Source organism: Pseudanabaena sp. lw0831, assembly GCF_016584665.1.
Lineage (GTDB): Bacteria > Cyanobacteriota > Cyanobacteriia > Pseudanabaenales > Pseudanabaenaceae > Pseudanabaena.
Map to the genome: position 1 here is coordinate 1 of NZ_BBJB01000117.1, position 12,473 is coordinate 12,473.

Consider the following 12,473-nt stretch of genomic DNA (forward strand, 5'->3'; position numbering starts at 1 on the left):
TTCTTGTGAGTATAATTACTCAGTGCCAAACTGAGATGCTCCCAAAGTAACCCTCCTCCTGCCTGTGCTTCTATTACCAAACGAAAAATGTTAGATTTTCGTATTGAATTTTCTCGTGTTACCACTGTCTCAGTATGAGACTCACCTAAGTTTTCTGCACCACTAAGGTATAGGTCTAAGAACTTCCTGTCCATACCTTTTAACCTCTTTCTGAGTCTATCTTTACCCTACTCTGCTTTCCACGTAACATCAGTGATAAGCCTGAGCCTGTATTTGAAATTCTTGATATTCTGAAAGAGGATAGCGTTAAATTTGTTAAAAAGTCTGTTGCGAATAATATAACTGACTATTTAAAAGTTAATTATGAAGCGGCAAGAACATTATTGCTTGAATGGTCTAAATCTGATGATGCAAATACTAAATGGATTATAAATCATGCTACAAGAAAAATATCAATCTAACAACCGCTTCAACTTGACTCACGGGACAAGTCAGGTTGAAGGTTAAGCAAATGTTATACCGAAACCGATAAGGTTGGCTACTTTTAGCCAAGTTTAAGCAATCAAAAATTATTGGCTTTGTTGATGAGTTCCGAGAAGTTATCGGCGATCGCAAAGATAAATAATAGTTAAGCGATCGGGGCATAACACATCATTGGAGCGGACAATATTAGGGATTTTGATGTTGAGTTGAGAAGCGATTGCTTGCCGCTCAACTAGAACGTCATACCAAAACCGAAGCGCCCGTTAAGTTTGTTTGTTTCTAGCCGAGATTAGACAAGCAGAAATGGTTCGCTTCGTTGTTGAGTTTGGAGAAGTTATTGGCGATTACTTTCAGGATGCGTCCAGCCGCAAAGACAAATAATTTTTAAGCGATAAAGTTAGAACACACAATTGGAGCAGACAATATTGTGATATTTTGGAGCTGAGTTGTAGGCGAGCTATTGCCGCTCAATTCAACCGTAATAATTATTTCTGCTTGAAGTTACGCTTTCTTGAGACTTAGCGAGTGGGGTATGGAAGAGAGGTTAGACTACGATTATTGTTAATCACTATGTAGCGAATGATTAATCAATTCTTTGGTAGGTTGCGATCGCCGAAATTAAAAAATGGCGAATATTAACCAGATATTTATCTTTCATCAACTTGCTTATTCATTCTTATGCTACTCACGAAGTTGCCAGTTCTATTCAAACAATTCGTTTGCCTGTTTGCAGGCATCTGCTTAATGCTGTCGCTGTGGTTGAGTTGGGTACCCATTGCTATTGCAATCACTGTTCAAGATGTTCCCAACCCACGCCAGACCTCTGAGGGGTGGGTAACTGACATGGCAGAATTGCTTTCGCCTCAGGCGAAAGCCCAGATCAATCAAATTGCGACGAATCTGGAAGCCGATACGAAAGCTGAGTTAGCCGTCGTCACAGTTCCAACGACAGATCCTGCATTTTCTCCTAAAGCCTTTGCTACGGAACTATTTAATATCTGGGGAATTGGCAAAGCCGATCAGGACAATGGGCTCCTAATTCTTGTCTCCCGCGACGAGCGTCGAGTTGAAATTGAAATTAGGACGAGGAACAGCTAATATTCTGCCAGATGCCAAGATTGCCGCGCTCATTGAAACGGTCATAGTACCGCGTTTCCGCCAGAAGGACTATGCAGGTGGAATTATCCAAGTAACTCAGCAACTAGCAGACGAGATTCATAACCATGCCGATCGCCTTTGGGAGTTTGTGATCCCCACGGTGATTTGGGAATTACTCGGGCTGGGAATTGTGGGCTTGATGGGAATATGTGGGCTTTTGATCTGGCGATCTCACCAACCTACGCCTCTTAAGATGGGAGAACAGCAAACGCGACGGGACGTTCTTGGTCAGACCGATATTCAAAGCTGGTTTGGCGATCATCCCCCGTATCAATTGACAAGGCTATTTCTGGCTCCAGTTCTGATTACCGTTACAGTTGTTCTCTATAGCCTCACCTTTATTGTCTTAATTTTCACTCGTTACTGGGGCGGCTCACTTTTTCACTGCAGCTTGCTGATTCCGATCATAGCTGCCTTACTGATTTTTGGCTGTCTCCTGAAGTTCCTCATTGACTGGCTGATAGGTAAGGAGGGTTTCCTAGTTGCGCTGCGGAAAGCGACTCAACTTGAGCGGGAAGCAGCGCTGGAGATCCCAGTACTTTCGGCAATATTACTATTCCCCCTTCTGGGGTTTTCTGAACTTGGTTGGTTTCCCATCCAGAATATCTGGTTGTGGATTCAGAGGCCAGTTCAAGCGGCTGGGCTGACTGTAGCATTCAGTATTCCGCTCAGTTGGAAGTTGTTGCAAGCGTTTGAACATGATAGTTTATGCTATCTCAGCCAACATCAAGCGTTTTGTTGCGATCGCGACCGAACCGCGCTAAATCTTTTGCAGCCCAACCAGCTAGAACCGCTGCTCACATCAGAGCAAAAAACGTCTTTAGCCGCTAAAACCGTCAAAATTTATGGCTGGCACTGCCCAACCTGCAATGTGGCAATCAATCGAAAAACTACTAATCTTCAAATCGCTCGGATTTATCGCCCATCTCAACCGTTTGGTTCTGAATCATCTGGGCGATCGCGCATGTCCTCTGATTCAAGTTCCGCATCAAGTAGCACCTACGAACCCAGTTACTATCCCGATACGTCGAGCAGTAGTTCTGACTTTGGTGGTGGCAGCAGCGATGGTGGTGGGGCTGGAGATAACTGGTAGAGGTTTACTTATGCCTAATATTTCAGAAGAATGCTGGCAAAGTTTAATCACCCGTTATGGACCGCCGTTGGAGCCAGACAACTTAGATGAAGACACTCTGAAGCTAGCAATTGCGGAACGACGAGCCTTAGTGACAGTCCGAGTATCGGATGGATGTGGGGGTGGTGATGTATATTTCTATCGTGCCCAAATGGGTCATTACAAAGAACGGGCAATATTTGTATTCCTTCGACCTTGTGAAATCACAGATGAGGAAGTAGCAGCCCTAGATTATCCCAACCCTTGGGAGAGCGATTCAGATATTCAGAGATTCACCTGGAGGATCTTGAGTCTAGGTTGCTGGAAAAGCTTGATTACCCGTTATGGCGCTCCCCTCGAACCAGACAGCTTAGATGAGGACACCCTGAAACTGGCCATCGCGGAAAAACGAGCATTAAAAGTAGCCGAAGTACGGAATTACTATCTAGGTGAGTATAAGAGCGGATATGTGCTGTTCTGGCGCACCGAAGTAGGTGATACGATCAAGGGCTTCTATATGCGGAATGGTACCTATTTCTGCATCGCATTCCCTCAACCCTGTGAAATCACTGACAATGAAGCCAACATACTAAGTGTGCCTCGCTGGAAGTCGTGGGAGGAGGTTTGTGAGTTCACTGATGCGATTCTGAGTGAAGGGCTTAATTCTCCATAGCTTTGTAGTCTTGAGGCGAGTCCTCATAAAACGTCAGAACTTGAGGGAAGACAACAGATAGGGTTAAACTTTAGAAGCGGAAAAACAGAGAATTCAAGGAAAGAAAGCTAAGCAATGAATACTGAATCCAGCAATACCCTAGAGGCATTATTTGACCAGATGACTCCAGAACAAAAGCTTTGTTTTAAGCAAGCCGTGGTGCAGCAGACGATTTATTACGTCACCCAACACCTGCCTGCTGAGAACAAGGACGATGGCGAGAGAAATTTTATTTGGGCTGCACAGAAATGGATTGACGAACCCACTAGCGAAAATGCAGCCTTTGCAAACAATATGGTTACTTTAGATTTAATTGATGGGGGGGCAAGGAATCGGGACTACCCATCCTATTTTTTGACACCTGCTGACGCGGCAGGTGCTAACGATGCCATTGCTGCCACAAGTTATGCATTGGAGGCAGCAGGTAATCGAACAGAAATCGCTCGCCAATGGCAAATCGCGGCTGCTGAGGCTATTTTGCAAGTGCAGGCATTGCCTGAGTTGGATCATGCCTAAAAAGGCTCCACCATTTACTTCGTTTCTGGGGAGATTAGCTTTTATTTCCAGTTGGTTGTAGTCCCATCATATTTGCTGGTATCGAATCAGCGCAGATGATCAGTTGCTAAAGCGAATGTAGCATGAAGTGATCGGGAAACTAGGCGAATGGTTTCAAATTGCGATCTTACACAAATCATCCAATTTGCTCTTGGGTAATATTGGGATACGGAGTTACATTGTTACATTAAAAATCCAACAATCGCGGAAGTGGAAATTGGTTTTACTTTGTCTACTAAATATTCCGTCCAGCGATTAAGCCACCTTCTACATTCCATATTGCTCCAGTTACCCAAGCAACGCGATCGCCAAGTAAAAAAGCTACAGTCTCTGCAATATCAATCGGCTATCCAACCCGTCCAATCTGATAGAAATCATTAAAACCTTAAGCGTGTTATGAATTTCTCCACGCTTGATAAAAGCACCATAAAGTGGAGTTTCAACCACTGTGGGAGCAACAGCATTAACGCGGATTTGGTATTGAGCAAGTTCTATTACTAAATGCTGGGTAAGAAAATATAAGCCAGCATTTAGCACCGCTATTACCACCAATAATCAATACGTTCTGCTACTTAAATTCTATATGATCGGTATTTAAGTAACTGTGCAGAATAAATTACCCAAAACCACAAGGTTTCGCCCCTCATGGGGGCGCAACCTTGTGGTTTTGGGTTTGTAATTAATTATGCCATCTACTTATCAGGAATATCTAGGCAAATCACTCGTTTATGTTTAATCCAAGCCAGAAAGTTTGTGTAAATTTTCCTGCGATGAGATTTCTCCATCACAAAAACTAAATTAGCCTAGATAATTGCTTCGCCACTTCAAGGTGTGTCGGCTTCTTGCCCTATTCCTGCTGAATCCACTTCTATACCTCCATAATCCGCAAATACCTTTTCCGCTGTGGGGCTTCGTAATCTGTTTTTCCCACAAACAAATAGCAATTTCATAAAACCAGAAAGTAACATTAGTTAAAATACAGACATAGAGCTTTGCATAAGTAGCTAAGCAAAATTAAATATAAAGCTCCAAAACCTGTACCGCCCACTTAGCGGGCGGTACAGATTTTGAGCCTGTTTTTTTAATTATGCTGAGTTACTTAGATATGTGTTGGGAACCAATATCTAATATTTTGATTCAGAAAGCTACCAGAAGTATTTATGAAGCGATCGCGATTTAATACGCCAAGATTTTGGCTAAAAGTTATATTTCTTATAGCTTCAGTACTTATATTGATAGCAGTTTTTCAGAAGCTGAGCATCAACGATAGAGTCAGTAATCTGCTTCAAAATACTTTGCTTTGGGTCAAGATGCTTGGTGCAATGGGCGCGATCGCTTTTATTGTTATTTTCAATCTAGCAACGATTTTATTTATTCCAGCATCGTTATTGACTTTAGGCGGTGGAGCGATATATGGCGTGGTATGGGGATCAATCTATGTATTTGTTGCAGCAACTTTGGGCGCAATTTTTGCTTTTTTAATCGGTAGATATTTTGCGCGAGGCTGGGTAAGTGAAAAGATTCGCGACAACATGACTTTTCGGGCAATCGATGCGGCTGTAGCGAACGATGGATTCAAAATTGTTTTGCTGACAAGGCTATCACCAATTTTTCCGTTCAATATGCTGAATTATGTTTTTGGTGTCACCCGTGTGGCTTTAAAGGATTACATTCTAGGCTCAATCGGCATGATTCCTGCCACAATTATGTATGTTTATCTGGGTTCTCTAATTGGAGATGTCGCTTTATTGGAAATGCAACCGACCAGCATAGTTGGTAATCCACAAACTCAAATTGCTCAATGGACTATTAAAATTTTTGGCTTAGTTGCAACTTTTGCTGTAACCATTCAAGTTAGCCGCTTTGCCAATAAAATTCTCGCCAGTAAGTTATAACCCTAAAGAAAAGTGGCAGCGTGAAGCGCTGCCACTTTTCTTTAGGTTATTTGGCTAGACTGCGAAGTAGCGATCGCTGATTTTCATTCATACTTTGCAAGACTTGTTTAGCATCGCTGTTTTGTAACATTTGTAGAAGTTCCTCAATTTCTGCATTTAGCGATCTAGAAATTGGCTCTTTTACCTTAGATTTTTCATGGGCTGAAGATGTCTTGTGTGATTCTGCTTGAGGAGCAGGCATTACACAAGTACCGGTTTCACAATCCATACCCAACTCTTGCCAGTAGAGGGTTGGCACGGCTTTTCCATGCTGCCCCATATGCTCATGTTGGATCAAATCACTTTGTAAATAGTTGCGAGGGGAGTCATGAAACTTGACATCACGGGAATAGGGAACTGTATGGCAGCCAAACGCCTTGCGATATTCCTCAGAATAAAAGATTTTATGGAAGAATGCACCTATACCATGCTTTGTTAATACATCCGTATAGACACTAATTTCTTCCTTGTCGTGAGGAGTTCTGCCGAGAAGATGCTTAAAACTCAATTCCATAAACTTCAAATTAGAGCTGTCACGATAAAAACTATCGAGATATAACTCAGATACAACTAGCTCACCGAGAAAATGACGTACATCAAGTTTGCCAGATAGAAAACCTTGCTCTAGATGAGAAATTCCTTTACGTTCAAACTCGTAAGGTTGACGTTCTAGAACTTGAGTATAGATTTGATTAAGCGCATTTTTACGATCGGCAGCAGAATGTACAGAATGGCTCATCGCTGCTGGGTCATGCATCATCTCTTCTGGTATTACACAAGTACCTGTTTCACAATCCATACCTAGCTGTTGCCAATAGATTGTGGGAATTACTTTGCCTCGTTGACCAACATGCTCATGTTGGAGAAGATTCGTTTGTAGATAGTTACGAGGTGAGTCATAGAACTTGACATCACGGGCATAGGGAATTGTGAAGCAGCCAAATGCTTTACGATATTCTTCAGAGCCAAGAACTTCATGGAAAAATACAGATACCCCCTTCGTCATCAGCAAATCCATATACTTGGCAATTTCTTCTTTACCTTGTAGCGCTCTGCCGAGAAGATGCTTAAAGCTCCATTCCACAAATTTGAGATTTGAGCAATCTCGATAGAAACTATTGAGATAAACAGATGACATGACTAGCTCCCCGATGAAGTGGCGCACACCAAGCTTCCCTTTCAGGAAATCCTTTTCGATCTTGGCGATTTCTTTGCGTTCATAGGTATAGGGCTGTCGCTCTAACACTTGAGCATAAATCTGATGAAGCGCGATTTGACGCTCTACTTCTGTGGACTTGCGATCGATGGTTATGGGGGTATAGGTATCCATGGCATCTTCTCCAAAAAATCTCTAAAAAACTTCTGAACATTGATAAATCTGGCTATTAATCACCTAGAGTCTCGAAGGGGTGTAATTAAAAGTGAAATTCGGGATAAAAACAGAGTCTTGAAAACCTTGAAAACTCGTATGCGAAAAGCAACTATTTATTGGGTTTCTTGGAAAAACTTTCACCTTTAATTACGCCCATCTCGGAGGTAAATCTCTATAGATGATGGAGCCAATTCTGGTAAATTGATCTAACTAAGCATTAAGCAATGCAGATGTAGCCATTTCTGAATAAGGCTTTACCAAGGCTGCACATTCAGCAGGTAACATCTCGTCAACGACTGATTGAAATAGGCGATAAGCGGTAGAACATTCTTTAGCAATTTGATAGGAATTGATGATATTTGCTAACCAATCCATCAAAGTTTCACGGAAGAATAGTTCGTCATCACGCAATACTGATAGCGATGTGTAACGAATCATGTTAGACATGTCATATTTGCAGCGTTGCAACTGTTTTTGAACTAATTCAGGATATTGCTGAGCCAAGAGCCGAAGTGCTTTGATCGTGATTTCATCAGCATGATCGCGCAAAATATTGTAGGTCTTGACACGTACTGAAAAACTATTAGCAAAACGTTCTAAATTGTAAAGATCATTATCAGTTAGATAAATATGATCCATATTCGCAATTTTCTCATCCAAAGTCCGATTCATTGTTAGCATAATCTTCTTGTTACCCCTCAAATAAACTCAGTAAATATACTTGTTCGGCTGCCCCAAACTGGAAAAACAAATTCTCGAAGTCCCCTATCACTAAACAATAGAGCTGTATCTACTTATGCATTCAAAAATGAAATCAAAGTTAACTTAAAAATATATTTCGACATATATAGCAATGCAAGAGATAGATAGGACAAATCAAAACCCAAAAGATAAGTGGCGGCGCTTCGCGCCGCCACTTATCTTTTGGGTTTTATGTCCTAAGCAAAACTTACATTGCTATCTCTGTAAATAATTTAAAACTGGTGACAGCTATATGAGAATTTCTGAGAGCTTGCAGCAATTCTCATTATGAAACCAATTTTGGGGTTTGCTTCGTCGAAGGCGGAGCAAACCCCAAAATTGGTTTTATTGAAAGTCCGCCTTCGGCGGACTTTCAATAAAACCAATTTTTATAATGAGAATTACTGGAGAGCTTGAGATTTTATTGCAATTTGAAGAACTACACGGTTAAAATGGTTGTTTAACAGAACGTAATATTTAGATACCTTCATGCAATCGGCAGTACGAATTGAAAATCTTAGGAAAACTTATGGCGATACCGTTGCCGTAGATGGAATTTCTCTAAATGTTACACAAGGGCAAATCTATGGACTATTAGGTCCAAATGGGGCAGGCAAAACTACGACTATGCGTTGCCTTTGCACTCTTACTAAGCCTGACTCAGGGTTGATCGAGGTGGCTGGGGCAACTGAGGCAAGAGCTATTCGCAATCGGCTAGGCTATGTTGCCCAAGAAGTAGCATTGGACAAAGTCTTGACGGGGCGTGAATTATTACAGTTTCAAGCTGCTTTGTATCATATTTCTCCAAAACAAATTGGCGATCGCATTGCCAGTGTCTTAGATTTACTACAACTAGAGTCTTATGCCGATAAACTTTCGGGGACATATTCGGGTGGGTTGAAAAAACGTTTAGATTTAGCTGCGGGTCTACTACATCAACCATCGGTGCTCATTCTTGATGAGCCGACCGTGGGCTTAGATATCCAGAGTCGGTTCGCGATTTGGGAGTTTTTACGCAAGCTGCGAGCATCGGGTGTGACGGTATTAATCTCAAGTCATTACCTTGAAGAAATTGATGCCCTCGCCGATCGCGTGGCAATTATTGATAAGGGCAAAATTATTGCTGAAGGTACGACTGACGAACTAAAAACTAAGGTAGGAGGCGATCGTATTACGGTGAGAATACGTGAGTTTGCGGATCGGCAAGATGCGGAACAGGCGAAAAAGATTTTGCAGCAGTTACCAATCGTGCAAAGCATCACAATTAATTCAGCTCAAGGTAATGCAGTCAATTTATTTGTTACTCCTGATGCTAATGCAATTAACGAAATTCAAAATATGTTAGCAGCGGTTGATATTGAAGTATTTAGTTTGTCCCAGTCACGTCCTAGTCTTGACGATGTATTTCTAGCAGCGACGGGGCAAACTATTCTTGATGCCGAAATCGCGCAGTCAGAGATAATGACAGGAAGTAAAGGTAAAAAGAAGGTCAAGAAATAGATATATAGGACTTACGCAAAAGAACGAAATGTAGGGCAATTCATGAATTGCCGCTACTAGGATAAAATGCGGGTTTAAAGTCATTTTTGTGTAAGTACTAATATATACCCAAAGACGAGATGTGGCGCTAACTGCCGCATCTCGTCTTTGGGGTTTTATGGCGTAACAAGCATTAGGTTTTTAGTAAAGTTTTCTATAGCAAGTACAAACAAAATCTTAACTATTGCTGACTATTTTATAGCTGTAACTGCATTTAATATACGGTGAGGGATTCTTTCCTTAGTTCTTTACATTGAGGTGCAGTATGCGCGAGTTAACTTCTTTCGTCTTGGCTCAAGCCTCGACGACAAAAAGTTTTTCGATAGAAGATGTACTGAGACCAGAAGGAATCGTATTCCAACTTGTCTTTGCGATCGCTATCTTAGTTGGTGGTTGGGTAATTGCCATATTTTTCTCTTCTATGACCGAAGGATTACTGAAACGTACAGATATTGATAATAAACTGTCGAATTGGTTAACAGGTTCTCGCACTAGTAGTCTATCAATTGAGAAATGGGCAGGTATTACAGTTTTTTGGATCATCATCCTATTCACTTTGGTAGGATTTTTCCAATTTCTGAGATTAGATGCAGTCGCGACTCCGCTAAATAGTCTGCTAGCGCAGATTGCGTCGTTCTTACCGAAACTAGGAGGAGCGGCGATTATCGCAGGCATCGCATGGGTCTTAGCAACCATTAGCAAAGTCATTGTCGGACGCTATTTGCGATCGGCTCAAGTTGATGTCAAGGTGAATGAGAGCGTTGGTGACGCAAATACTGAAGTGATGCCTCTTAGTGGGACGCTATCTTCGGCTTTGTATTGGTTTATCTTGCTGCTCTTTTTGCCTTTAATTCTTGATACCCTTGGCTTGGTTCAAGCACTTCAGCCCATTCAAAATCTTGTCAATCAGGTCTTGAGCGCTCTACCAAAAATCCTCAAGGCGCTAATGATTGGTGGGATCGGTTGGTTGATTGCTCAAGTAGTAAAGCGAATTGTCACGAATCTCTTAGCTACTAGTGGTGCAGATCGGTTTCTTCAGCGTTGGACTCCTAATCAAACTGAATATACTCTGTCTCAAGTGGTGGGGAACTTCATCTATGTATTGATTCTGATCCCCACAGCTATATCTACATTAGAAGCATTAGAAGTTGGCGCAATCTCCCGCCCTGCGACAGCAATGCTCGATCAAGTATTGCGCTTCTTACCTCAAGTTTTTGTGGCTAGTGCAATTCTCACTGTTGCTTATTTCCTTGGTCAATTTGCTAGAGACATTATTTCTGGAATTCTTACAGGATTGGGCTTTAACAATATCTTGCAATGGTTGGGATTCTCGACGATCTCATCAGCACCGACTGAATCACGGGTAGATGTCGATTCTGAAAATAGCCCGATCACTTCTCTGCCGCCACAAACACCTTCACAAATTGTCGGTATTATCGTATTCCTAGCAATTATGCTAGTTGCGATCGCTACAGCCACAGATGTTTTACAGATTAATGCACTCACCCGTATTGTCTTTGGAGTGCTGCTAGTAGCAGGTCAAGTTTTAAGCGGCGTAGTTATTTTTGCGATCGGCTTATACCTTGCTAATCTTGCGTTTAACTTGATTACGAGTACTGGCGGCCGCCAATCCCGAATCCTCGGTCATGCGGCTCGAATTTCGATTGTCGCGCTGATTACAGCGATGGCTCTCAAACAGATGGGTATCGCTAGTAATATTGTCGATCTCGCCTTTGGTTTATTGACTGGCGCAATTGCAGTTGCGATCGCAGTTGCCTTTGGTATAGGCGGCAAAGATATTGCTTCCCAACAATTACGTGAATGGCTAGACTCATTCAAACGGAACGACTAAAAACAAAAAAGCGGTAGGGGCAATTCATGAATTGCCCCTACCGCTTTTTTATGCAGTCTAAATTAGCATCGAACCTGAGGAATACATGCCTGAAGCGATCGCGCGATTGACCAGCGAATTTGCTCCGATTAAAGTTTGCGCTGGAATCTGAGCGTCTTTGCCAATGGAAGCATCTTCTCCCACATAACAAGGTGCATTCAAAACTGCTCCCTCGGCTACCTTAGCTGTTTTCGCAATCCAAACACCCTCACTTCTCTGCTCAACGCGATCGCCAAAATCATAGGCAACCTGACCTTCCAAAACATCGACTTGCGCTTGGAAATACTTCTCAGGCGTTCCCATGTCCATCCAATAGCCATCCCATACAAATCCCATCATCTTTAATCCTCGTTCTAAAACATTGGGGAAAACCTTCCGTTCAAAGCTTAGCGGTTCACCCGTGGGATAGATGTCAAAAATCTTTGGTTCGAGAACATAGGTTCCTGCGTTAATCGTATCGATCCCTTGAGCAAGAAATTCTACGGCTTGCTCAGCATTCGGTTTTTCACGAAAAGCTTGTACCTGACTTTGTTCGTTAATCTCTACTAAGCCAAAAGGCGTAATATCGGGGACTTTAGTCAGGGTCAAAGTTGCATCAGCTTGAGTTTCCTTATGAAACTTTATTAGCGCCGTCAAGTCTAAATTAGTAAGAATATCGGCATTGAACACGATCAATGACTCACCTGTGAAATATGGCTCGGCAAGCTTAATTGCACCTGCGGTATCGAGTGGGGTTGACTCTTCGATATAGCGAATTTTCACCCCAAAGCGATCACCATCTCCAAAATAATCGATCACTTGTCGCGCTTGATACTGCACGTTTAGCAAAATGTCGCAGACACTAGCTTCACGGCAACGATTAATCATCCATTCCAGAAATGGGCGATCAATTAGAGGTAGCATTGGCTTAGGACAGCCATAGGTCAAGGGTCTGAGGCGTGTTCCTTTCCCACCAGCAATAATTACAGCTTGCATAG

The 12,473-nt window shown here is 42.2% G+C and carries 12 protein-coding genes and 1 pseudogene; 7 read left to right on the forward strand and 6 right to left on the reverse strand.

Features of this window, described 5'->3' with window-relative positions; translation table 11 throughout:
* Positions 1 to 194 (reverse strand): hypothetical protein (locus tag APA_RS25370; protein ID WP_236580047.1); only part of this gene is annotated, 194 nt, incomplete at its 3' end.
* A 967-nt stretch (positions 195 to 1,161) separates the two neighbouring features.
* On the opposite strand from APA_RS25370, the gene APA_RS24265 reads away from it, so the two are divergent.
* The 4 genes from APA_RS24265 (at position 1,162) to APA_RS24280 (ending at position 3,980) form a co-directional block, all read left to right on the forward strand.
* On the forward strand, positions 1,162 to 1,581 hold the full coding sequence (locus APA_RS24265) for a YgcG family protein (RefSeq protein WP_201324791.1): 420 nt from the start codon (positions 1,162 to 1,164) through the stop codon (positions 1,579 to 1,581).
* Entirely contained in the window at positions 1,556 to 2,734 is a 1,179-nt protein-coding gene (locus tag APA_RS24270) for a TPM domain-containing protein (protein ID WP_201324792.1), read from the forward strand. The genes APA_RS24265 and APA_RS24270 overlap by 26 nt, the downstream gene beginning before the upstream one ends.
* The gene (locus tag APA_RS24275; protein WP_201324793.1) at positions 2,712 to 3,425 is read left to right on the forward strand and encodes a hypothetical protein; all 714 of its coding nucleotides are present in this window, start codon (positions 2,712 to 2,714) and stop codon (positions 3,423 to 3,425) included. Before APA_RS24270 ends, APA_RS24275 begins: the two co-directional genes overlap by 23 nt.
* 114 nt (positions 3,426 to 3,539) lie before the next feature.
* Entirely contained in the window at positions 3,540 to 3,980 is a 441-nt protein-coding gene (locus APA_RS24280) for a hypothetical protein (RefSeq protein ID WP_201324794.1), read from the forward strand.
* 274 nt (positions 3,981 to 4,254) lie between these two features.
* Here the strand turns inward: APA_RS24280 and APA_RS25935 are convergent.
* Both APA_RS25935 and APA_RS25940 read right to left on the reverse strand, forming a co-directional pair.
* Positions 4,255 to 4,559: pseudogene (locus APA_RS25935) on the reverse strand (SDR family oxidoreductase); the annotation flags it as partial.
* 284 nt (positions 4,560 to 4,843) lie between these two features.
* Positions 4,844 to 4,987, reverse strand: a complete 144-nt coding sequence (locus tag APA_RS25940; protein ID WP_374101382.1) for a hypothetical protein — start codon at positions 4,985 to 4,987, stop codon at positions 4,844 to 4,846.
* Between the two features lie 192 nt (positions 4,988 to 5,179).
* Here APA_RS25940 and APA_RS24295 point away from each other — a divergent pair, with 192 nt between their 5' ends.
* Positions 5,180 to 5,914 carry a TVP38/TMEM64 family protein gene (locus tag APA_RS24295; protein ID WP_201324796.1) on the forward strand — a complete coding sequence of 245 codons (735 nt, stop codon included), beginning with the start codon at positions 5,180 to 5,182 and terminating at the stop codon, positions 5,912 to 5,914.
* 46 nt (positions 5,915 to 5,960) lie between these two features.
* Here APA_RS24295 and APA_RS24300 read toward each other — a convergent pair whose 3' ends face one another.
* Positions 5,961 to 7,283 (reverse strand): phycobilisome rod-core linker polypeptide, encoded by a 1,323-nt coding sequence (locus APA_RS24300; protein WP_201324797.1) that lies wholly within the window; start codon positions 7,281 to 7,283, stop codon positions 5,961 to 5,963.
* A 252-nt stretch (positions 7,284 to 7,535) separates the two neighbouring features.
* Entirely contained in the window at positions 7,536 to 8,006 is a 471-nt protein-coding gene (locus APA_RS24305) for a phycocyanin (protein WP_201324798.1), read from the reverse strand.
* A 549-nt stretch (positions 8,007 to 8,555) separates the two neighbouring features.
* Here APA_RS24305 and APA_RS24310 point away from each other — a divergent pair.
* Together APA_RS24310 and APA_RS24315 are read left to right on the forward strand one after the other, a co-directional pair.
* Positions 8,556 to 9,566 carry an ATP-binding cassette domain-containing protein gene (locus APA_RS24310; protein ID WP_201324799.1) on the forward strand — a complete coding sequence of 337 codons (1,011 nt, stop codon included), beginning with the start codon at positions 8,556 to 8,558 and terminating at the stop codon, positions 9,564 to 9,566.
* A 304-nt stretch (positions 9,567 to 9,870) separates the two neighbouring features.
* Positions 9,871 to 11,457, forward strand: a complete 1,587-nt coding sequence (locus tag APA_RS24315; RefSeq protein ID WP_201324800.1) for a mechanosensitive ion channel — start codon at positions 9,871 to 9,873, stop codon at positions 11,455 to 11,457.
* A 57-nt stretch (positions 11,458 to 11,514) separates the two neighbouring features.
* Here the strand turns inward: APA_RS24315 and APA_RS24320 are convergent, their stop codons facing one another.
* Positions 11,515 to 12,471: a sugar phosphate nucleotidyltransferase gene (locus APA_RS24320; protein ID WP_201324846.1), complete on the reverse strand. Its 957-nt coding sequence runs from the start codon at positions 12,469 to 12,471 to the stop codon at positions 11,515 to 11,517.
* Between the last annotated feature and the right edge of the window lie 2 nt (positions 12,472 to 12,473).

Bases quoted from the DNA above. Each gene is read 5' to 3' on its own strand.
- APA_RS24300 (WP_201324797.1), bottom strand. From the start codon at position 7,283: ATGGATACCTATACCCCCATAACCATCGATCGCAAGTCCACAGAAGTA.
- APA_RS24280 (WP_201324794.1), top strand. From the start codon at position 3,540: ATGAATACTGAATCCAGCAATACCCTAGAGGCATTATTTGACCAGATG.
- APA_RS24320 (WP_201324846.1), bottom strand. From the start codon at position 12,471: ATGCAAGCTGTAATTATTGCTGGTGGGAAAGGAACACGCCTCAGACCC.
- APA_RS25940 (WP_374101382.1), bottom strand. From the start codon at position 4,987: ATGTTACTTTCTGGTTTTATGAAATTGCTATTTGTTTGTGGGAAAAAC.
- APA_RS24315 (WP_201324800.1), top strand. From the start codon at position 9,871: ATGCGCGAGTTAACTTCTTTCGTCTTGGCTCAAGCCTCGACGACAAAA.
- APA_RS24295 (WP_201324796.1), top strand. From the start codon at position 5,180: ATGAAGCGATCGCGATTTAATACGCCAAGATTTTGGCTAAAAGTTATA.
- APA_RS24265 (WP_201324791.1), top strand. From the start codon at position 1,162: ATGCTACTCACGAAGTTGCCAGTTCTATTCAAACAATTCGTTTGCCTG.
- APA_RS24310 (WP_201324799.1), top strand. From the start codon at position 8,556: ATGCAATCGGCAGTACGAATTGAAAATCTTAGGAAAACTTATGGCGAT.
- APA_RS24305 (WP_201324798.1), bottom strand. From the start codon at position 8,006: ATGCTAACAATGAATCGGACTTTGGATGAGAAAATTGCGAATATGGAT.